Source organism: Corallococcus macrosporus (assembly GCF_017302985.1).
Taxonomy (GTDB): domain Bacteria; phylum Myxococcota; class Myxococcia; order Myxococcales; family Myxococcaceae; genus Corallococcus; species Corallococcus macrosporus_A.
The window spans coordinates 363,185-383,044 of the sequence record NZ_JAFIMU010000006.1; the positions used below are offsets into that span (position 1 = coordinate 363,185).

Sequence of the window (19,860 nt, forward strand, 5' to 3'; positions counted from 1 at the left end):
CTCGCACGTCATCGCTCCTGGGTGGAAGTGAGGCTTCGCCAGAGGTCTTCGTTCGCGGGCAGGCTCAGTGCCTCCGACACCAACTGCTCGAGCTGCTCCGGGCTGCGCGCGCCAACGAGGATCGACGTCACGAAGGGGCAGTGCACCAGCCACCAGGTGGCGACGCCGGAGGGTGACAGCGCGTGGGCGGAGGCCAGGGCCTTCAAGTGTTCGACCCGGGCCGCGTTCTCCGGGGTCCAGGCCTTCGCGTAGAGGTCCCGGCGCTGTCCGATGCGCGTGCCCTCAGGAATCTCCCCCGCCATGGCGTACCTGCCGCTCAGCAGGCCGCCCGCCAGCGGTGAATAGGGCGTGTACTGAAGCCCCAGTTTCGCGCAGGCCTCCAGCACACCGTTCCGCGCGTCGTCCTGTTCGAGCAGGTTGAAGCGGTTCTGGACCCAGCCGAAGCCCACCGGGCCTCCAGCGCGTGGAGCTGCACAGCGCCAGAGGTCGCCTGCGGCGACGTTCGACAAGCCGAAACGGCGGACCTTCCCTGCCCTCACGAGTGACTGGAAGGTTTCGAGGACATCGTCCCAAGGCGTCGCGGGATCGGGCACGTGCGACAGGTAGAAGTCGAGCGTGTCGATGCGAAGACGCGCGAGCGAGCGGTCCACCTCCGCGAACACATGCTTCCGTCCGAGCCCACCGCGAAGGCCCACCTTGGACGAGATGAGCACCCGGTCCCGCATCGCGGCGCCGCGCGAGGCCAACCAGGCGCCGATGATGGCTTCGCTGGCACCGTCCGCGTAGGTGCCTGCCGTGTCGATGATGTTGATCCCCAGCGCCACAGCGCGATCCAGGAGCGCATGGGCTTCGGCTTCGGTCTCTCCCTGGCCGAGCAGCTTCCGGGAGCTGCCGATGCCGCCGAAGTTCGCTGCCCCCAGGGCGAAGACCGACACGTTGATGCCACCAAGCTTGCGGTAGATCACGTCCGCCACGCCTCCGGGAACGGCAACGCAAGGTCGCCCTCCCATGCACCCGAGGAACCGATCAACGTGAAGTGCGCCGTGTAGGTCGCTGCGGGCTCGCCCTGGTCGATGAAGACCTGCGACGTGGCCGTGAGCCGCACCTTGCCTCCCTGGCGAAGCGTGTCGGCCTCCAGCGGGGGCAACGCGTCACACCTAGCCCGGTAGTCGCACGCGATGGGCCGGTGGATGGCGAACTCACAGCGACGCAGCAGGATCTGCACGGCGATTCGCTCTGCCCAAGCCGCTCGCACGAGCAGCAGCCAGGGAGCGAGCCCCGCCGAAGTGAACACACCCGGGCCGAACGCCGTCCCCCGGTGGTTCAAGGAAGGGCCCAGCGGCGCCACAAGCACGATGCGGCCGGGCTCGAACTCCTCGAAGCGGATCCCCAGGAACTTCGTCATGGGAATGCGTTCATGAAGATCCCTCGCCAGATGCGCGAGCACGTCCTCTCGGTCATCGGGTTGGATGTTCATGGCGCCGCCACCTGAAGGTCGGGGCCGGCCTCGATCACGACGTGGTAGTGGTTGCCTCCGCTTCCCGCCGCGTTGACTGCCGCGAAGCGCGCATCCTTCAGACCCTGCGACTCCATGATGACGCGCAGGTTGTCGGCTGCTCCTACGAGCGGTGCCGTCACGCCCACTGTCGCGGGGACCTCCTTCGCGGCCAATGTGAACAGTGCCTTCATCAGGCTCGCGGCTCCCGCTGCCGCTCCGGTGTGACCGATGTTCGGCATGACCGAGCCGATGGGGAGTGCCCGGGCTCTCGCGGTGGCGAGTGTCCTTCCCAGGGCGGCCAACTCTCCCTGGTCGCTGGCGGGATGGCCACTGCCGAAGCACTCCACGAAGGCGAGCGCGTCCGCGGGCACGTCACACCGTGACCATGCTCGCCGGATGGCCAGGCTCATCGCGGGTTCAGAGACGAGGCCGTGGTCCTGGGGCGTTCCGAACGCGCTCCCGATCGCTCGAATGATCCCGAGCACCGGCTCGCCACGCTCCTGTGCGTCCGACAGGCGCCGCAGCAGGCACACCGTGGCGCCTTCTCCGGGCAGATAGCCGTCAGAGGACGCGTCGAACGCGGTTGGCGTCTCCCGGCGGGACAGCAGCCCCAGCGTGCCTTCGTCCGCCATGCGCGTCACTCCGAGCCGCATGTCCGCCGTCGCCCAGAAGACCGCGTCGGCTTCTCTCGATGCCAGCCGGCCGCAGGCGACCTCCAGTCCTCCCATGGAGGCCGCCGCGCCTCCCGCCTCGATGGCGCAGGTCGGTCCGGTCAGATCGAAGGCCCGGGCGATCCTCGCCGCCATGAAGCTGGGCGACAGGTTGAAGAGGCTTCCGGCCCACAGCTCCGGCAGGTCTCCAGACAGGCGCTTCACCGCCGCTCGCACCGTGCGGGCCACGCCCTTGGGGTCCTTGCCCGTCTCGCGCAGCACTCGCTGGAGGTGCTCTTCAATTTCCGGCAGTCGCGCCGCGGCGACCTGATGCAGGCCGTACTCGGTGCAGTGCTCCGCGGAGACAACCACCGGGATGTTGCTTCCCCGTTCGATGGCGACCTTCGAGGCCGCGCTCCGCGCCAGGTCCACCAGCAGGTAGTGGAGCGGATCATGCCGGACGATGTCGGCGGGCCGCTCGTCGTACTGGCTGGCGCTTCCGGTGAACCGGTGTGCCTCCAGGTCCATCGGCGCTCCCAGCCCGAACGGCAACCTCCGGAACGCCCGGCGGCCCTGGAGCAGGTTCTTCCACAGCGTCCCGAGGTCCGGGGCGTCCGCGAACGCTCCCGCCATGCCCACGATGGCGATGGGCTCGTCCGTCCTCGCGGGGCACTTTCGCGCGCCTCGCAGCAGCGCCTGGGCCCGCGCGGGTGACGGCCGGTCCTCCACCACCGCGTGGTAGTTCTGGCCTCCGCTCGCGATGGCGCTGACGCCTCCGATGCGCGGCTGCTCGCCCGCCGGCCAGGACCGGGCCGTCTTCTCGACCTCGATGAGACCTCCGGGTTCGAGCAGGCTCCTCGGCTTGTCCCCGTGCACCGGTCCCGGAATGCCCCCGGACTCGAACATGGCGAGCAGCGCGATCAGGTTCGCCAGCCCCGACGCCTCCTTCGCATGTCCCAGGTTCCCCTTGATGGACATGACGGGCACCGGCGACCCGGGTTGGGCCGCTTCACCGTGCGCCTTCAGGGCCCGGTCGAAGACCTTCGCCTCCACCGCGTCACCCGCGCGTGTCCCCGTGCCATGCGCGATGATCACGCCCAGCTCCCGGGGCGCCACGCCTGCCTGCTCGAGCGCTCGCCGCACCGCCAGCTCGTGGCCGCGCGGGTTCGGGACCAGCATGTAGCCTTCGGCCGCGCCGTCGTTCGCTCCGCCGACGCCACGGATCACCCCGTGGATGGGAAGCCGCTCCTGGGTGGCCCGCTCCAGGCTCGTGAGCACCAGCAGCACCACGCCGTCGGAGATGACCGTCCCGTTGCCCTTCTGCGCGAACGGGAAGCAGCCCTCGGACGACAGGAGGCGTGAGTTCGAATAGAGGACCTGGTTGACCGTGTCGACGTAGGACAGCGCGCCCGCGATGGCCCACGGGGCGCCCTTCGCCAGCTCCCGCGCCGCCAGTTCAATGGCGGCCAGACCGCCGGTGCAGTTCCCGTCCACCAGCATCGCCTTCTCCGTGGTCCCCAATGCCTCCGCGATGGCGCTTGCCAGGCGGTGCGTGGCGCGCTCCCTCGGGTCCTCCACGAAGTCCGGCCCGAACGACTCCCGGAGCGACTGGCGCACCTTCCGGGTGAGGTCCGTCAGCTCCTGATGGGAGAACTCGTTCGGATGCGCGCCGTGCACCAGGTACGGCTGGAGCTGCCCCGCCACCGCCAGCACCGCGGCGTCATAGAGCCCGTGCCCCCCCCCGCGTGAGTGCGCGAGGAAGACCGGAACGGGCTGCCCGCCCAGCGCGCCGGGAGCCAGTCCCGCCGAGGCCAGGGCCCGGTGCGCAGTCTCCACCACCCACCCGTGTGGAACCTTCGCATCCGGCAGCTCGCGAGCGCCCACGACTCCACCCAGCAGCGTGGACGTCCGCGCCGCGCCCACGGCCGCAGAGGGGTCCAGATACAGGGCCCGGGAAATGCGCTCCTCGGGCCATTGGCCATACGTGGTCTTTCCCCCGTGCAGCACTTCCGCCAGTTCATCGAGTGTGCGAGCGCCCGGCAAGGCAAACGCAAAGCCAGAGATCGCAACGGGCGCGATCCCATCCAGATGTCCCTTCAGCATTGCCAGACAAAATAGGGATCCGATCCGGACACGTCCACGACCAGCCAAATCACATACATCCCTGCCGACATGCGAAGGCGTCAGCAGGATCCTACCCGACGTATTCGAGGGGTTGCCCTCAAGGAGCCCCGTTGCCCTCCTGGGAGCGTCGTTCCAGGGCCTTGGGACGGGTGATAGGATTTCAAGCTGCGCGCTCCATCCCGAGTCCCAAAGGCTGTCTTTTCGATCAAAACCAGGGTGGATTGACGCCAGACTTTCCGATCAGTATATCAACACAGACATCGCGGCTTTGGCCTATCCACTGGCTGCCGCCCCATTCCCCCTCATCCCCTGGACAGCCCATGAAAAGACTCGATCCGAGCCGTATCAAGGATTCGTTCATCAACGTCTCCACCTTCCCGGCGGAGCTGGGTGAAGGCCGCTCGGCTGCTCCCGACGCCGCGCTGCTCGACGCCGTGGTGGAGGCCGTCGAGAAGAAGAACGGGTTCGCGGTGGTGTACGGCGTGAACAAGCTGCTCGCGGCGCGCGGGCTGGACCTCCATACGGAGTCCGGCGCCGCGCTGGCCCGGGACTACCTGGAGGGCATCTTCCGGGCCATCGCGCCGCGCTTCGACCTGAAGCGCTACAGCCCCACGCCCGTCGCCTACGACCGCGTCGCCAAGATGGACGTGGACGGCTTCAACAAGAACCGCAACTTCACGCCCAACAGCGACCACACGGAGAGCCGCGAGTTCGTCACCACGAAGTGCGTCCACTTCGACTCGGCGACGCCGTTCATCGCGAACCTCTACGGCCCCAACCAGAACATCAGCGGCGGCATGCCGATGATCTGCGACACGCGCCGGTTCTGCCAGGACAAGGGCCTGGATCCCCGAGAGCTCATCGAGAACATCCCCAACAACTACAACGTCGCGGTGAAGGCGGAGTTCTCCGAGGAGATCCTTCGCGACTACTCGTTCGCGCTGAAGCTCGACCTGGAGAACGACATCGTGATGATCGTCCTCCACAACGAGGTGGTGGGCGGACTCGCCCATGCCGCCACCCAGCCGTCCCTCACCGACGCGAGCAAGGCCGCGAAGCGCCCCATCCGCCACGTCGAGTACCAGGTCGCGGGCTCCGACGACCTCAAGCGCTGGTACGACTACTACGGCCTCTCCCTGGAGAAGGCGACGAACCACAAGGAGGACGCCAACATCACCCGCTTCGTCCGCGGCGAGCTCGCCCCCTACCCGAACATCATCGAGGTGCGGGCATGACCACGCGACAGCACGCGGAGCGCAACGCGGCGGAGATGAAGGACCTGCTCGCGTACCTGGACGCCCGGCCCTGGCCGGACGGCTACGAGGCGGCGCGGGTCCACTACGATTCGCTCGGGCTGCCCATCGCCAGGGACATCGGCGTGGAGCCCGTCAACGTGAACGGCGTCCGCGCCCAGTGGCTCACGCCGCCGGAGTGCGAGCAGGACCGCGCCCTGCTCTTCCTGCACGGCGGCGGGTTCGTCTTCGGCTCGCTGGTGAGCCACGGCCACATGGCCGCGGAGATGGCGCGGCAGGCGCGCTGCCGGGTGCTCCAGCTCGACTACCGCCGGGCCCCGGAGCACCCCTACCCGGCCGCGCTGGACGACGCGACCACCGCGTACCGCTGGCTGCTGGAGCGCGGGTTCGCGCCCGGCCGCATCTCCATCGCGGGTGACTCGGCGGGCGGCGGCCTGGTGGTCTCCATGCAGGTCAACGCCCGGGCCAAGGGGCTGCCGCTCGCGGGCGCCCTGGTGTGCATCTCGTCGTGGTTCAACCTGGGCATCCAGGGGGAGAGCTACCAGTCGCGTGAGAAGGCAGACGCGCTGGTGCAGCGCAAGGTGGTGGAGGAGGTCGCGCGGCACTACCTCAACGGGCAGGACCCGCGGCAGCCCACCATCTCTCCCATCCACGCGGACCTCACCGGCCTGCCGCCCCTGCTCATCCAGGTGGGCGAGCGGGAGCTGCTCTTCAGCGACTCGCAGGCGATGGCGAAGAAGGCCCAGGCCCAGGGCGTGGACGTCACGTTCGAGGAGTGGCCCGACATGGTCCACGTCTGGCACCTGCACTTCAACCGACTGTCCAGCGGCCGTGAGGCCCTGCAGCGCATTGGCCAGTTCGTGATGGACAAGACAGGAGCGCGGAAGTGACGACGCCCAGCGACGCGGTGATGGGTCCCCACCTGCACCGCAACAACCAGAAGATGATCCCCGCCAGCGAGAGCGCCTGGGCCGTGGCCCGCGACTCGCACATGCTCAACATCCGCGTGGAGGCCGTGCGCGGCCAGAACCACTTTCGCGAGGTGGACACCGGGCACGAGTTCGCCAACCTGTGCTCCTGCTCCTACCTGGGGCTCAACAGCCACCCGGACGTCATCCAGGGCGGCATCGACGCGCTCAGGAACGCGGGCATCACCGGCCTGTCCATGGCGGAGTTCCGCATCCGGCTGGGCCTGATGGAGCAACTGGAGGAGCAGCTGGCGGACCTCTTCGGTGGGCCCGTGCTGCCCGCCGTCACGTCCAGCGCGCTCACGGCCGCCATCCTCCCGGTGCTGGGGTCCGGCCACCTGACGGACAGCGGGCCGCTGGCGATGGTGTTCGACAAGTTCGCGCACTTCTCCATGGCGTTCGTGAAGCCCATCGTCGCCGACGAGACGCTGGTGCTGAACGCTCCGCACAACGACATGAACTACCTGGAGGACGTCTGCCGGAAGTACCCGCGCGTGGCGTACGTCTGCGACGGCGTCTACTCCACCGGCGGCGCGACGGACCTCCCCGCGCTGCTCACGCTCCAGGAGAAGTACGGCCTCTTCCTCTACATCGACGACTCGCACTCGCTCTCCACGCAGGGCAGGAACGGCGAGGGCTACATCCGCTCGCGGCTGCGCGAGATGAACGACCGGACAGTCATCATCGCCTCCATCGCCAAGGCGTTCGGCAGCACGGGCGGCATCGCGATGTTCGGGTCGCGCAAGCACTACGACTTCCTCTACCGGACGGGCCCCATGGGCTGGTCCCAGAGCCTGCGGACGGCGGCCATCGGCACCTCCATGGGGAGCATCAAGGTGCACCGCAGCCCGGAGCTGGCGAAGCGGCAGGAACAGCTGCGCCGGAACATCGCGCTGTTCGATGAGCACATCCAGACCGCGCAGCGCGGCGACGGGCTGCACATCAAGGTCGTGGAGGTGGGCGAACAGGAAAAGGCCGTGAAGCTGTCGCGCGAGCTCTACAAGCGCGGCTTCTACACCTCCGCGGTCTTCTTCCCCATCGTGCCGGTGGGCAAGGCGGGCATCCGGCTCATGCTGCGCGGCGACCTGCCCACGGAGATGGTGCAGGCGTTCATCGGCCACCTGAAGGAAGTCCTCCCGACGCTGTAGCTGGAGGAGCGCGCGATGGCTGCCTTCCTGCCCCACGACGTCGTCTCCGCGCACGGGAACCTGCAACGGCTCGTGCGCGAGCTGGAGGCGGCGCTCACGGAGGGCCTGCATGAGCGCGTGCAGGTCCCGCTGCGCGTCGCCGTCCCCTCCGCCACCCGGCACGCCGCGTTCGTGTCGATGCCGGCCGTGTCGGAGCACCTGGGCCTCTACATCAACAAGGTCGCGACCCTGTTCGAGCGGGCCGCGACGGAGCCGCTGCCCACCATGAACGGCGTGGTGGCGGCGTTCTCCACGCGCACGGGGGAGCTGCTCGCGCTGCTGGATGGCGCGGCGGTGACGGAGCTCAAGTGCGCCGCCGTGTCCGCGCTCGTCACCGACCTCTGCGCGCGCACGGATGCGCGGACGCTGGCGGTGGCGGGGGCTGGCGCGCAGGCCCGTCAGCAGGTGGCGGCGGTCCGCGCGGTCCGCCCCATCCAGGAGGTGCGGGTCTGGGCGCGCAACACGGCCCGGCGCGGCGCGTTCGCGGCGGAGCTGCGCGCATCGCTGGGCGTGGCGGTGCACGTCGTCGCCTGCGCCTCGCTGGATGAAGCCATCCGGGGCGCGGACGTGATTGGCACCGCCACGTCATCGAAGAAACCGCTGGGGAGCTTCGAGGGCCTTACCCCCAGCGTGCACATCAACTGCATGGGTGGACACACCGTGGAGACGCGGGAGGTGCCGCTCGAACTGCTGCGCTCATCGACGGTCATCGTCGAGGACCTGGCCACGGCGCTCGCGGAGGCCGGGCCGGTCCACGAGAGCGCCATCACCCTGGGGCAGCTCGTGCGCAGGGACAGCGGCCCCCTGCGTGCGGGCCGCACCGTCTTCAGCTCCACGGGCCATGCGTTCCTCGACGTCCTCACGGTCGCGCACGTGCTGCGCGAGCTGGAACTGATTCATTGAACCTGGAGGAGCACATGATGAAGGAGTTGCCCCGAATCGATTTGACGTCCGCGACGCCAGGGTCCGAAGCCGAGCGCCGGGCGGCGTTCGAGATCGACCGGGCCTGCAAGCAGGTGGGCTTCTTCACCCTGAGCGGCCACGGCATCGCGCCGGCCGTCTTCGAAGACGTCTATGCCCTGTCACGGGCCTTCTTCCGCCAGCCGCTGGAGGCGAAGAACCGCTGCCGGTTGCAGTCCGGCTTCACCATGGCCGCGGACGACTACACGCCCTACGGCTACAGCGGCATGCTGGAGGAGAACGCCTTCGCGTACATGGGCCGCAAGGGGTTGCCCAGCGACTACGTGGAGAAGTTCAGCGTGGGCCGGCTCATCGAGGACGACAGTGCGAGCCTGCCGTTCAGCGCGGACGCGGAAGGACAGAGGCTGCGCTCGGCGCTCAAGGCGTACTTCCGCGAGTGCGAGGCGCTGACGTCCCGGCTCACGGAGCTGTTCAGCATCGCGCTGGACCTGCCCCGGGACTTCTTCGCGAAGAAGACGTCCGCGTCCAACGACTCGCTCCGCTCCCTGCTCTATCCCCAGCTCAGCCCGGAGCTCGTCAACGATCAGGGCATGGGCGAGCACACGGACGGGACGCTGCTGACGGTCCTGGCGCAGACAGGCCCCGGCATCCAGGTGAAGGAGCGCGGGGGCACGTGGATCACCCCCACGCTGGAGCGGCGCGACCACCTCATCGTCAACATCGGAGACCTGATGGCCCGGTGGGCCAACGACGAATACGTCTCCACCCCGCACCGGGTCGTGCTGCACGGTGGCGAGCGCCAGTCCCTGGCGTTCTTCAAGCTCGCCAACGACGACGCGCTCATCGAGTGCTTCCCCAAGTTCTGCAAGGACACGCCCGCGAAGTACGAGCCCGTCGTCTACAAGGCCTTCTCCCTCCAGAAGATGAACGCGCTGTTCGGTGTCGGCGGCGACGCCGGACGCTCCTGAGGCCACCCATGATCGGTGAATTCAACGAAGCGTTCCTCGCCGCCCTGGAAGAGGGGTGGACGCCCGCGCGTGACGCCACGGCGCAGGCGAGCACGATCGCGGCGATCCACGACCTGGACTCGCCCATGTACGAGAAGAGCCAGTTCGCGCACCCGCTCCTCTTCAGCCAGGCGGAGTTCGTGGAGCTGAGCCAGGCGTGCCGCGCCCTGCTCTCCGCGCAGCTGAAGCTGATCCACCACCTCATCGGCACGCGTTCGCGGGAGGGGCTGCTCGACCTGCTGCGGATGCCCCGGCACCTCGCGCGCTTCATCCACTGGGACAACCTTCGCCACGGCGACGCGACGATTGGCCGCATGGACATCGTGCCCACGCGGCAGGGGTACTTCTTCTGCGAGTTCAACATCTTCCCCGGCGTGGGCGGCGGTGAAGCCTACGAAGGCTCGCGCGCGGCCACCGAGGCGCTGGGTTTTCCCCGCGCCGGGTTGATGGGCAGTCCCCTGCGGGACCTCGCGCTGCTGTACGCGGAGGAGTGCCGGAAGCGGGAGCTGCGCCGGGTGGTGATCCTCGATTCGCGGGGGCACTCGGGCCTGGGCTACCCGCGCCAGGAGTACCTGAAGCGTTACCTCGAGGAGCTGAACCCGGGCGTGCCGGTCCACATCCTCGACGAGGTGAGCTACCCGGAGGCCTGGCTGAAGCGGGATGAGGCGGAGCGCACGCTCATCCACCGCATGTTCACCTACGAGGAGGTCACGGATCACTTCGTGTTCCTGGAGAAGCTCTGGGCGAGCGGCGCGGTGCTCACCAACGGCTTCGAACCGGAGCTGCGGATGAGCAAGCGATTCCTCGCGCTGCTGTGCGAGCCGGGCCATCAGGCGCTGTTCAGCGAGGACGAGGTGTCCGCCATCCGGAAGTACCTTCCGCCTGCCTTCTCGCTGTCGGAGGAGAACCTGGCGGGCGCGCTGCGCGACAAGGCCGGGCTCGTCTTCAAGATCGACGACAGCAGCTCCTACGGCGGCAGCGGTGTGCTGATGGGGACGGACTGGTCCCCAGAGGAGCTGGAGCGGAAGCTGCGCGAGCCGGGCGTCGAGCGGTGGATCTGCCAGCGCGTCGTGGAGGCGGAGACCGTCCGGCTGCGCGCGGGCGGTGACTCAGCCCCGGAGGAGTACCGGCTGGTGCTGGGCTTCTACTCCTACGGCGGCAGGACGAACGGCTTCCTGGTGCGCGGCAGCCGCACTTCCAAGGTGGTGAACATCACCAGTGGAGGCAAGCTGGGGTGGGCGTTCGTCGTTTCCGAGGAAGGACGCCAGGCCTTCATCCGTCACGCGCGGGGCCGCGCGGAAGACGTCACTTCAAGGAGTGCATGAACCATGGCGGCGAACCTCATCCTTCTGGGCGCACGGCAGTTCATCACGGAGCGGGCGTGGCAGTTGGGCCTGCGGCCGCTGATCATCCAGCAGCCCGGGCTGTCCGATGACGTCGTGAACCGGCAGTCCGACCGGGTCCTGCTCATGAACTACGACGACCCGGCGCTCATCCCCATGCTGAAGGCCGCGCACGCCGTCACACCGTTCGTGAGCGCCATCACCGTCGCGGAAGAAGCGCTCATCCCCTGCGCGCGCATCAACGAGGCGCTGGGGCTGCGGGGCACGCCGCTGGACCTGGTGGAGAAGACGCGCGACAAGCCGGCCATGCGGCGGGTGCTCGACTCCGGCGGGTTCTCCCCCGTGCAGTGGGCCTCGGTGAAGACGCGCGAGGACGCCCTCGCGTTCGCGGAGCGGCAGGGCTACCCGTTCATCCTCAAGCCCGTGGACGGCGTGGGCAGCATCGACGTGCGGCTCGTGCGCTCCGCGGCGGACCTGGAGGGCGTGCTCAACGGCCGCGCGTCGTGGATCGCCGAGGAGTACCTGGACGGCCCCGAGTACTCCGTGGAGTGTTTCTCCTTCGCGGGACGCCACGTCATCCTGGGCATCAACGAGGAGACGAAGAGCACGGACCCCAACGCCAGCGCGTTCCTGGAGATTGCCCATCAGGTTCCCGCGCCGATGAGCCCGGAGCGCGATCGCGAGGTGCGCGACTTCATCCGGAGCTTCCTGGACGTGCTCGGCATCCAGGACGGGCCTTCGCACACGGAGCTGAAGTACACGTCGCGCGGTCCTCGCATCGTGGAGACGCACACGCGGCTGGGCGGCGACCGCCTGTGGGACCTGGTCCGGCTGACCACCGGGCACGACCTGCTGGACATGACGCTCCAGTGGGCCATGGGCACGCTGAAGCCGCTGGAGGCGGATCCGGTGCCCAAGGGCGGCGCGGCCATCCAGTTCTTCACGCCGCCGCCCGGCAAGCTCAAGCGGCTCAACGGCGCGCACGCGCTGCGGCGCCTTCCGGGAGTCGTGGAGATCTCCCTCCAGGTCGAGCTGGGCGCCACCGTCCGTCAGGCCCTGAAGTCGGAGGACCGCGCGGGCTTCGTGATCGCCTACGCGGACACCGTGCTGCAGGCGCAGGCCGTGTGCCGGGAGGTCAGCCAGCGGCTCGTGTTGGAGACCGCTTGAGGGGAGGCGTTCACCGGCGCGGCGGCGGAGATGGACGCCGCCGCGTCGGCCAGGGCCCTCAGCGCGTCCAGGCGCTACGCGACTCCAGGGATTGGCAAGACTGACGGGCGAGGGAGCTTCACGTTGTGCTGCGCGAGCTTCTCAACGACGCGTTCGAACGAATCGCAGTACTCGGCCCCAAGAGGGCGCAGTTCGGCGTGAACCTGCGGAATGTCAAAATCCCTGTGATTACGGCTGACAAACAGCTTGGGCCTCGTCTTCTCTCGCTTTCGCGCATCCGAGACGACATTCGCATAGATGATGGCGTCAGACGACGAGAGGTCATAGTCGCGCCGGTAGTTCAACGCCTGCTCGAACATTTCGACTGTCAATTCAATCCGGCTCGCGGTTCGCAAGGACCGCATGACCACTGAGTCGAGTGCGTCGGATTCAGCCGTCTCCAACCCTAGAAGAACCGCGGGAGCTGTCTCGATGGGCTGAATCGTGACCTGGTGCTGTCTGGAACGGCGAAGCTGCCGGAACTGCTCCTCCAGCTGGTTTCCGAGCTTCTTTCGCTCCCGGCCACGGTGGGCCATCGTCCCGAACGGTTCACTGAGCGAGAACGCTGGAATCACCAACTCGAACAGTCGCTGCTCTGCCCCGGAAAGAATCGACTCCGCTGAGGCAGCCCCCTCTTGCCCCAGTGCAAGCTCAAGGATGAAGTTCGATTCAACATAGACAATCAAGCGGGCGCCCCAAATGGATCCAGCGCGACTTCATGCATGACCTGAGCGCCGCGGATCGCATCAAGGAAGCCAAGCTTCTTCAGCTTCGTTTCGGTTCCCGATCTCGAAGGAGCCGCTTTCAGGGCCAGCTCGGTCAACCACTGGACCAACAGCAACTCCAATTGCGTTCCGTGAAGCCGGGCCCCCGGCCCTGCCGGCAAATACCGCTCAACGACCTTGCTCATCGGAAACTCGGCATCCGGAAGCGCATCAGGGTGGCTGGTGGCCGTGCCCTTCCAGAGGAATCCGCGCTCCTGGGTGAGCAGCAGGAAATAAGGAACGGTCGCGGGAAGCCCGTGCGCAAGCATCCGGCGACGCAGTTGCATGGCGAGCGTAGGCGTCAACTTCATTGAGCCTTTGGCTTCAACCACGGCAATGACTTTTCCGCTCGGGCTTCGGAGCACGATGTCCGCATTCATGTCCACGACCTCCAGCAATGCTCGCCCATTGAATCAGTCATGACACCACGGCCGACGTCATCCAAGGGAGGCCCCGGGATACCAGAAGGCGTTCACCCCGGGAACAGACGGGCCTGGAAAGGCTGTGCCACGCCCGGCCTCAGCGCTTGCGCGCGAGGACCTGCCGCACTTCCACGAGGCACGCTTCCGTCACGGCCTCCACGGACAGCTCACCGTCGATGTGCACGATGCGCTCGTGGTTCTCTCGCAGCTCGATGGCCTTGAGGTACTGGAGCGCGATGCGGCGCTGGGCCTCGTCCGCCTCGAACAGCTCCGCGGGGCCTCCACGCACGGCCCGGCGCGTCGCTGCGACCTGGGGATCCACGCCCACGAACAACGTCAGGTCCGGCGACACGGCGTGCGAGTTCACCGTGTTCACCCACTCCATGGACAGGCTCGCGCCCTGGTACGCCAGCGAGGACAGCACGTAGCGGTCGCACAGCACCACCTTGCCCTGCTCCAGCGCCGGCAGCACCCGCGCGTGCAGGTGATCCGTCCGGTCCGCCGCGAACAGCAACGCCAGCGTCTCCTGCGCCAGCGGCCCGCGGCCGTGCGGCAGGCCCAGGCGGCCCGTGAGCGCCTGTCGCAGCATCGTGCCCACCGGGCCGTCGGAAGGCTCGCGCGTCGTCACCACCGCGTGGCCTTCCGCCTTCAGCACGGACGCCAGCCGCTCCGTCTGCGTGGTGGTGCCCGCGCCGTCCAGGCCCTCCAGCACGATGAACCGTCCCGGAAGGGCGACCTTCCTCACGGCGCTCACCGGGGGAGGAGTGCGGCGGGGTTGTCGAGGTGCAGCTCGCGGCGCAGCGCCAGCAGCGCTTCATAGCGCTGGAGCTCGTCCACCAGCACCTTGCGGCCCTGGCGGTAGCTGCGGAAGCCGTACACCAGCAGCCCCAGCGCGATGGCGGTGGCGCCCCAGGCCAGCAGTGGCGTGCGCAAGGAGTCGTAGAACAGCTTCCCGGCCGCCCCTGAAATCAGCATGAAGGCGATGACGGAAACACCCGCGTGGGTGAAGTGGGTGGTGCTCTGCCGGGTCGCCAGGCTCTCCTGCAACTGGTTGAACCGGGCCCGCTTGTCCTGGATGTCTGCGCTCACGGAGCCGGGCATCCTACATCACCGGCCCCTGCCCGTCGAGTCGGCGGCCGGGCCGCTCCACCTACACGGACGCCCCGTCACAGGTTTCCCTCATCCCAGCCATTGAACGGACGCACGCTCGCTCCCCGGGCCTGGCTTGCCACCCCTCCCCCCTCGCGTTACATGCCGCGCACCATGCCTCTCCACGCCGTCAGCAGGACGAGCCCCTCCGACATGAGCCGAGACTCCGAGTTGAACACCATCGAGGAGGCCATCCGCGACATCCAGGCGGGCAAGTGCGTCATCGTCGCCGACGACGAGGACCGCGAGAACGAGGGCGACCTCATCATGGCCGCCGAGCTGGCCACGCCGGAGCAACTGGCCTTCATGGTCCGCCACACCAGCGGCATCATCTGCCAGCCCATGCTCGCGGAGCGGCTGGACGCGCTGCGCCTGCCCCAGATGGTGGCGGAGAACACCGAGTCCCACCGCACCGCCTTCACCGTCTCCGTGGACTTCCGCCACGGCACCACCACCGGCGTCTCCGCCAGCGACCGCACCAAGACGATCCGCGCGCTCGCCGACCCGAACAGCACCGCGGACGACTTCCTGCGCCCCGGCCACATCTTCCCGCTGCGCTACCGCGAGGGCGGCGTGCTGCGCCGCGCGGGCCACACCGAGGCGGCCGTGGACCTGGCGCGGCTCGCCGGCCTGCAGCCCTCCGGCATCCTCTGCGAGCTGGTGAAGGACGACGGCACCATGCAGCGCATGCCGGACCTGAAGCAGTTCGCGCGCGAGCACAACCTCAAGCTCGTCACCATCGCGGACCTCATCGAGTACCGCAGCCGCAAGGACCGGCTGGTGCGCCGCGAGCCCGGCCAGAGCGTCGTGCGCACCCGCCACGGCGAGTTCACCGCCTACACGTACACCTGGACGCCCGACGGCGCGAAGTCGCTGGTCCTGGTGAAGGGCGACCCCGCGAAGGCCCAGCCCGCCCCGCTGGTGCGCCTGCACGGCGCCTGCGCCATGGGTGATGTGTTCGGGTCACCGGATTGCAAGTGCAACCTGCTGCTGGACCGCGCGCTGGAGAACGTGGCGCGCGAGGGCCACGGCGTCATCGTCTACCTGCCCGGCATGCACGGCAACGACTTCGGCATCCACCACAAGCGCGCGGGCGACGGCAGCAACGCGTCCGTCAGCCGCGCGGCCAACGAGTCGCGCGACGTGGGCATGGGCTGCCAGATCCTCACCGACCTGGGCGTGAGCACCATGCGCGTGATGTCCAACACGGACATGACCTACCGGGGCCTTTCCGGCTTCGGGCTCACCATCGAGTCGCGCCTGCCGCTCGTCGTGGAGTAGCAGGACCCGGGAGGTTCGCCGGGCGCCCGGTGTCAGAGCGGAGTGGCAGGTTCGTGGCCACTCCAGTTCGACCCGGGCATGCGAACCTCCCCCTCCCAGACGACGCGCGCGCTCCCGCCCTTTTCGCGGTTCGCGCTGCTGTGGCTGGGGCAGACGGTGTCGGGCATGGGCTCGCACCTGAACGGCTTCGGCCTGAGCGTGTGGATGTATGAGCACACGCGCTCCACGTCGCTCTACTCGCTCATCGCCCTGGCCGCCTTCGCGCCGGGCGTGCTGGTGGCGCCGCTGTTGGGCGGCATGGTGGACCGGCACGACCTGCGCAAGGTGATGATGCTGGGGCACGCGGGCGGGGCCGTCTGCACGGTGCTCATCGCGCTGCTGCTCGTGCTGGATCGCCTGAGCGTGGGCGCCCTCCTCGCGCTCGTCGCGGCGGGCGCGGCGTTCAACAGCGTCCAGCGGCCAGCCTTCGCCAAGGCTACGACGCTGATGGTGGAGCCGGAGCGGCTTCCGCGCGCCAATGGCCTCATGCAACTGGGATTGGCGATGGGCTACATCCTCGCGCCGCTGCTGTCCGGCGTGCTGCTGCCTCGGATCGGCGTCACGGGACTGCTGACCATCGACGTCATCGCGGCGGCCCTGTCGCTGGCGGTGCTCCAGGCCGTGCGCATCCCCTCCGCGCCCTTGGAAGAAGCAGCGCCGGTGAAGGCGTCCCTCGGAGGCCGCGCGCTCCAGGACGCTGGCGTGGGCTGGCGCTTCATCCGCGAGCGGCCGGGCCTGCTGGGGCTCCACGTCCTCCTCACGCTGATGAGCTTCAACCTGGGCCTCCTCCAGGTGCTCGTCACGCCGCTGGTCATGTCCTTCAGCGACGTGCGCACGCTGGGCGCGGTGATGACGGCGGGTGGGCTGGGCATGCTCGCCGGAAGCCTGCTGCTGCTCGCGTGGGGCGGAGCGCGCGGTGTCTGGACCGTGCTGGGGTTCGTGCTGCTCCAGGGCCTGTGCATGGGGCTGGGCGCTTCACGTGCGTCCGCGTGGGGCGTGGGCGCGGGCGCGTTCGGCGTCCTGTTCACCGTCCCCGTCATCATGAGCTGCAACCAGACCCTCTGGCAGCGCAAGGTGCCCACCGGGTTGCAGGGCCGCGTCTTCGCCGTGCACGCCGCGCTGTCCGGCGGCGCCATCCCCGTGGCCTATCTGCTCTCCGGGCCGCTCGCGGATCACGTCTTCGAGCCGATGCTGGCCGTGGGCAGTCCCCTGGCCTCCACGCTGGGTGCCTGGGTCGGGGGCACGGGGCCGGGCCGGGGAATCGCGCTGTGCTTCCTGCTGCTCGGCGCCGCCACGGTGTTGCTCGTGGCGACGTGCGCGCTCCTGCCGAGCGTCCGGCGCGTCGAGCAGGCCCTGCCCGACGCGCCTCCGGATCCGCTCTCCGGTCTTACTTCCTGACCCGGCTGTTCAGCCCAGGTCCTTCAGGGCGGCGCGCACGGCGGACAGGTCCGCGGGCAGCTCCACCGGCGGGTTCGCGTGCGCGGCCTTCACGTCCGCCAGCGTCTGCCGGTGGTAGCCCACCTTGAAGTCCGCGAACTTCAGGCCGTGCGCGGTGGCCACCACCGCGACGCTGGCGCCCTTCGCCATCACACCCGACGCGGCCAGCTTCTCCACCGCCGCCAGCGCCACGCCCGTCTGCGGACAGGCGAAGGTGCCCTCTCGGTCCGCGCGGGCCGCGGCGTTGGCCAGCTCCGACTCCGTCGCCTCCTCCACCACGCCGTCGAACGCGCGCAGCATCCGCACCGCGCGGCGGAAGGACACCGGGTTGCCAATCTGGATGGCGGACGCGAGCGTGGCCCCCGCCTGCATGGGCACCAGGTCCTGGAAGCCGCCCCGGAAGGCACGCGCCAGGGGGTTGGCCCGCTGCGCCTGCGCCACCGCGATGCGCGGCCGGCGGGTGATGAGCCCCAGGTTGAAGAGCAGGTCCAGGCCACGGCCCAGCGCGCTCGCGTTGCCCAGGTTGCCGCCCGGGATGACGATCCAATCCGGCGGCTCCCAGCCCAGATCCTGGCACAGCTCGATGGCGATCATCTTCTGGCCCTCGATGCGCAGGGAGTTCATCGAGTTCGCCAGGTACAGCCCCGTGTCCGCCGTCACCGCCTGCACCAGCTTCATGCAGCCGTCGAAGTCCGTGTCCAGCGACAGCACGCGCGCCCCGTTGGCGATGGGCTGCACGAGCTGCGCGAGCGACACCTTGTTCTTCGGCAGGAACACCACCGCCGGGATGCCCGCCGCCGCGGCGTAGGCGGACAGCGCCGCGGACGTGTCCCCCGTGGACGCGCACGCCACCGCGCGGATGGGCGTGCCGCGCGAGCGCAGGTGCTTCACCGCGGACACCAGGACGGTCATCCCCCAGTCCTTGAAGCTGCCCGTCGGGGAGACGCCGCACTCCTTCAACATCAGCGAGCCCAGGCCCAGCTCCGCCGCCATGCGGGGCAGCGGCTTGAGCGGCACGCGCCCCTCGCCCAGCGAGACGATGTCCTCCGTGGGCAGCTCGGGCAGCGCCCACTCACGCTTGCCCCAGACGCCGGAGCCGTCCGGCAGCCGGGAGGTCGCGAAGCGGGACTCGAAGCGGCGCTTCCACTCCGCGGCGGGCACGGCGCGCAGGGCGGCCTCGTCGTGGGCCACCTCCAGCAGCCCTTCGCAGCGCGGGCAGCGGTAGACGACCTCCCACAGCGAGGCGGTGAAGCCGCAGCCCTCGCTGCACGCGTAGCCCGCCTTCAGCGCCGGAGCGGTCACGCCTCCGCCTCCACCTTCGTGCCGCACGCCACGCACGCGCGGCCCGGCCAGGCCGGCACGTGGCAGGAGGGACAGGGCACGCGCTCGCCCTCGTCCGCGCCCTTGCGCTTCGTGGCCGTCTGCGCCGCCACCCGGACGCGGGGCAGCCGCATGCCGCAGCCGTCACACAGCAGGCCTTCCGTCTGGACGTGGCGGCAGTAGCGGCACGTCACCGCGCCCACGGGAGCGGCGGTGCGCACGCCGTCGTCCTGCGCGCGGCCCGTGTCCAGGTCCGTCATCGCCGCGACCGGCACCTCGCCCGTGACGCCCGAACGGGTCAGCTCCAGGTCGGGCACGGACATGGCCGGCAGGTCCGGTCCCGAGCGCAGCCGCGTCAGGTCCAGCTCCGGCAGCACGGGCGCGTCCACGGGCACGCGGCCACCCGCGTGGTGCGTCAGCTCCAGCTCCGGCAGCGGGGCCACCACGGGCTCCGGGGTGTTCACGAGGCCGGGAAAGCGCTTGCCGCAGCCTTCACACTCTTCGCCTTCCGACTGCACGTGGTCGCAGACCGGGCAGATGATCATGGACGGGACGTTACCGGTCCCCTCCCCTCACGGCAACGCGACCCGGGACGCAGGAAGTGGGCGTGCAGGCGTGCGTCCTTCCGCACCCGCCAGCTCCCCTCGGCTCCTCAGCCCGGAACCGAGGCCTGCCCCGTCATCGGGACGAAGCGCACCGGCAGCAGCTGCTCGACCTTCGGCAGCATCCCTGGCTGGCCCCGGCGGATGCGCAGCAGCTCTTGTGTCCCATTCGTGGCGCCCACGGGGATGATCATGCGCCCCCCGGGCCTGAGCTGCCGCAGGAGCTCGCGTGGAATCTCCTCCGGCGCGGCGGTGGCGATGATGGCGTCGAAGGGCGCGGCCTCGGGCCAGCCCAGGGAGCCGTCACCCTCCCGGAAGAACACGTTGGTGAAGCCCAGCCGGTGCAGCAGGCGCCTGGCGGGACGGGCCAGCTCGCGGACGATTTCCACCGTGAAGACCTCACGGGCCAGCAGCGCGAGCACCGCCGTCTGGTAGCCGGAACCGGTGCCTATCTCGAGCACGCGCTCACAGCCGCGCAGGCGCAGGGCTTCCGTCATCAGGGCGACCACATAGGGCTGGCTGATGGTCTGCCCGTGCCCGATGGGCAGGGGCACATCCTGGTGGGCCGCGCCCCGCTCCCCCGCCGGCACGAAGTCCGCACGGCTCAGGTTGGCGATCGCCGCGAGCACCCGCCGGTCGCGAATGCCCTGCCGCGCCAGATACTCCGCTCGGCCCCAGTCTCCCATCGT

The 19,860-nt window shown here is 69.3% G+C and carries 19 protein-coding genes; 9 read left to right on the top strand and 10 right to left on the bottom strand.

Features of this window, described 5'->3' with window-relative positions:
- Nucleotides 1-8: 8 nt before the first annotated feature.
- From JYK02_RS11240 to JYK02_RS11250, 3 genes are read right to left on the bottom strand one after another with little or no spacing between them, the layout of a single operon-like run.
- Complete coding sequence (locus JYK02_RS11240; protein ID WP_207050920.1) at nt 9-965, bottom strand: aldo/keto reductase; 957 nt, start codon at nt 963-965, stop codon at nt 9-11.
- The gene (locus JYK02_RS11245; protein ID WP_207050921.1) at nt 962-1,477 is read right to left on the bottom strand and encodes a YiiD C-terminal domain-containing protein; all 516 of its coding nucleotides are present in this window, start codon (nt 1,475-1,477) and stop codon (nt 962-964) included. Before JYK02_RS11245 ends, JYK02_RS11240 begins: the two co-directional genes overlap by 4 nt.
- Complete coding sequence (locus JYK02_RS11250; RefSeq protein WP_242588651.1) at nt 1,474-4,251, bottom strand: polyketide synthase; 2,778 nt, start codon at nt 4,249-4,251, stop codon at nt 1,474-1,476. The genes JYK02_RS11245 and JYK02_RS11250 overlap by 4 nt, the downstream gene beginning before the upstream one ends.
- 341 nt (nt 4,252-4,592) lie before the next feature.
- Between JYK02_RS11250 and JYK02_RS11255 the strand changes: the two genes are divergently transcribed.
- From JYK02_RS11255 to JYK02_RS11285, 7 genes are read left to right on the top strand one after another with little or no spacing between them, the layout of a single operon-like run.
- Nucleotides 4,593-5,507, top strand: a complete 915-nt coding sequence (locus tag JYK02_RS11255) for a hypothetical protein (protein ID WP_207050923.1) — start codon at nt 4,593-4,595, stop codon at nt 5,505-5,507.
- On the top strand, nt 5,504-6,415 hold the full coding sequence (locus tag JYK02_RS11260; RefSeq protein ID WP_207050924.1) for an alpha/beta hydrolase: 912 nt from the start codon (nt 5,504-5,506) through the stop codon (nt 6,413-6,415). The genes JYK02_RS11255 and JYK02_RS11260 overlap by 4 nt, the downstream gene beginning before the upstream one ends.
- Nucleotides 6,412-7,641 (top strand): aminotransferase class I/II-fold pyridoxal phosphate-dependent enzyme, encoded by a 1,230-nt coding sequence (locus JYK02_RS11265; RefSeq protein ID WP_207050925.1) that lies wholly within the window; start codon nt 6,412-6,414, stop codon nt 7,639-7,641. Before JYK02_RS11260 ends, JYK02_RS11265 begins: the two co-directional genes overlap by 4 nt.
- 15 nt (nt 7,642-7,656) lie before the next feature.
- Nucleotides 7,657-8,583 carry an ornithine cyclodeaminase family protein gene (locus JYK02_RS11270; protein WP_207050926.1) on the top strand — a complete coding sequence of 309 codons (927 nt, stop codon included), beginning with the start codon at nt 7,657-7,659 and terminating at the stop codon, nt 8,581-8,583.
- A gap of 14 nt (nt 8,584-8,597) precedes the next feature.
- Nucleotides 8,598-9,569: an isopenicillin N synthase family dioxygenase gene (locus JYK02_RS11275; RefSeq protein WP_207050927.1), complete on the top strand. Its 972-nt coding sequence runs from the start codon at nt 8,598-8,600 to the stop codon at nt 9,567-9,569.
- Between the two features lie 8 nt (nt 9,570-9,577).
- On the top strand, nt 9,578-10,933 hold the full coding sequence (locus tag JYK02_RS11280) for a hypothetical protein (RefSeq protein ID WP_207050928.1): 1,356 nt from the start codon (nt 9,578-9,580) through the stop codon (nt 10,931-10,933).
- Nucleotides 10,934-10,936: 3 nt separating this feature from the next.
- Nucleotides 10,937-12,118, top strand: coding sequence for an ATP-grasp domain-containing protein (locus JYK02_RS11285; RefSeq protein WP_207050929.1), 1,182 nt, complete (start codon nt 10,937-10,939; stop codon nt 12,116-12,118).
- Between the two features lie 74 nt (nt 12,119-12,192).
- Here JYK02_RS11285 and JYK02_RS11290 read toward each other — a convergent pair whose 3' ends face one another.
- The 4 genes from JYK02_RS11290 to JYK02_RS11305 form a co-directional block, all read right to left on the bottom strand.
- Nucleotides 12,193-12,843 (bottom strand): hypothetical protein, encoded by a 651-nt coding sequence (locus JYK02_RS11290; RefSeq protein WP_207050930.1) that lies wholly within the window; start codon nt 12,841-12,843, stop codon nt 12,193-12,195.
- Nucleotides 12,840-13,301, bottom strand: a complete 462-nt coding sequence (locus JYK02_RS11295) for a hypothetical protein (protein ID WP_207050931.1) — start codon at nt 13,299-13,301, stop codon at nt 12,840-12,842. The genes JYK02_RS11290 and JYK02_RS11295 overlap by 4 nt, the downstream gene beginning before the upstream one ends.
- Before the next feature lie 139 nt (nt 13,302-13,440).
- Nucleotides 13,441-14,097, bottom strand: a complete 657-nt coding sequence (gene tmk / locus JYK02_RS11300) for a dTMP kinase (protein ID WP_207050932.1) — start codon at nt 14,095-14,097, stop codon at nt 13,441-13,443.
- The gene (locus JYK02_RS11305; protein WP_431603476.1) at nt 14,094-14,432 is read right to left on the bottom strand and encodes a hypothetical protein; all 339 of its coding nucleotides are present in this window, start codon (nt 14,430-14,432) and stop codon (nt 14,094-14,096) included. The genes tmk and JYK02_RS11305 overlap by 4 nt, the downstream gene beginning before the upstream one ends.
- A gap of 213 nt (nt 14,433-14,645) precedes the next feature.
- On the opposite strand from JYK02_RS11305, the gene ribB reads away from it, so the two are divergent.
- Together ribB and JYK02_RS11315 are read left to right on the top strand one after the other, a co-directional pair.
- Nucleotides 14,646-15,773 carry a 3,4-dihydroxy-2-butanone-4-phosphate synthase gene (ribB, locus tag JYK02_RS11310; protein WP_207050934.1) on the top strand — a complete coding sequence of 376 codons (1,128 nt, stop codon included), beginning with the start codon at nt 14,646-14,648 and terminating at the stop codon, nt 15,771-15,773.
- A 78-nt stretch (nt 15,774-15,851) separates the two neighbouring features.
- Complete coding sequence (locus tag JYK02_RS11315) at nt 15,852-17,210, top strand: MFS transporter (protein ID WP_207050935.1); 1,359 nt, start codon at nt 15,852-15,854, stop codon at nt 17,208-17,210.
- Between the two features lie 9 nt (nt 17,211-17,219).
- Here the strand turns inward: JYK02_RS11315 and thrC are convergent, their stop codons facing one another.
- The 3 genes from thrC to JYK02_RS11330 all read right to left on the bottom strand — a co-directional run bounded on the left by thrC (nt 17,220) and on the right by JYK02_RS11330 (nt 19,857).
- On the bottom strand, nt 17,220-18,551 hold the full coding sequence (gene thrC, locus JYK02_RS11320) for a threonine synthase (RefSeq protein ID WP_207050936.1): 1,332 nt from the start codon (nt 18,549-18,551) through the stop codon (nt 17,220-17,222).
- A complete protein-coding gene (locus JYK02_RS11325) occupies nt 18,548-19,114 on the bottom strand; it encodes a hypothetical protein (RefSeq protein WP_207050937.1) in 567 nt (188 codons plus the stop codon). Before JYK02_RS11325 ends, thrC begins: the two co-directional genes overlap by 4 nt.
- Before the next feature lie 107 nt (nt 19,115-19,221).
- Nucleotides 19,222-19,857: a protein-L-isoaspartate(D-aspartate) O-methyltransferase gene (locus JYK02_RS11330; protein WP_207050938.1), complete on the bottom strand. Its 636-nt coding sequence runs from the start codon at nt 19,855-19,857 to the stop codon at nt 19,222-19,224.
- Nucleotides 19,858-19,860 lie beyond the last annotated feature (3 nt).

Coding starts and splice junctions, on each gene's coding strand:
- JYK02_RS11285 (WP_207050929.1), top strand. CDS start 10,937: ATGGCGGCGAACCTCATCCTTCTGGGCGCACGGCAGTTCATCACGGAG.
- JYK02_RS11270 (WP_207050926.1), top strand. CDS start 7,657: ATGGCTGCCTTCCTGCCCCACGACGTCGTCTCCGCGCACGGGAACCTG.
- JYK02_RS11330 (WP_207050938.1), bottom strand. CDS start 19,857: ATGGGAGACTGGGGCCGAGCGGAGTATCTGGCGCGGCAGGGCATTCGC.
- JYK02_RS11260 (WP_207050924.1), top strand. CDS start 5,504: ATGACCACGCGACAGCACGCGGAGCGCAACGCGGCGGAGATGAAGGAC.
- JYK02_RS11325 (WP_207050937.1), bottom strand. CDS start 19,114: ATGATCATCTGCCCGGTCTGCGACCACGTGCAGTCGGAAGGCGAAGAG.
- JYK02_RS11280 (WP_207050928.1), top strand. CDS start 9,578: ATGATCGGTGAATTCAACGAAGCGTTCCTCGCCGCCCTGGAAGAGGGG.
- JYK02_RS11295 (WP_207050931.1), bottom strand. CDS start 13,301: ATGAATGCGGACATCGTGCTCCGAAGCCCGAGCGGAAAAGTCATTGCC.
- JYK02_RS11315 (WP_207050935.1), top strand. CDS start 15,852: ATGCGAACCTCCCCCTCCCAGACGACGCGCGCGCTCCCGCCCTTTTCG.
- ribB (WP_207050934.1), top strand. CDS start 14,646: ATGAGCCGAGACTCCGAGTTGAACACCATCGAGGAGGCCATCCGCGAC.
- JYK02_RS11255 (WP_207050923.1), top strand. CDS start 4,593: ATGAAAAGACTCGATCCGAGCCGTATCAAGGATTCGTTCATCAACGTC.
- JYK02_RS11250 (WP_242588651.1), bottom strand. CDS start 4,251: ATGCTGAAGGGACATCTGGATGGGATCGCGCCCGTTGCGATCTCTGGC.
- JYK02_RS11245 (WP_207050921.1), bottom strand. CDS start 1,477: ATGAACATCCAACCCGATGACCGAGAGGACGTGCTCGCGCATCTGGCG.
- JYK02_RS11275 (WP_207050927.1), top strand. CDS start 8,598: ATGATGAAGGAGTTGCCCCGAATCGATTTGACGTCCGCGACGCCAGGG.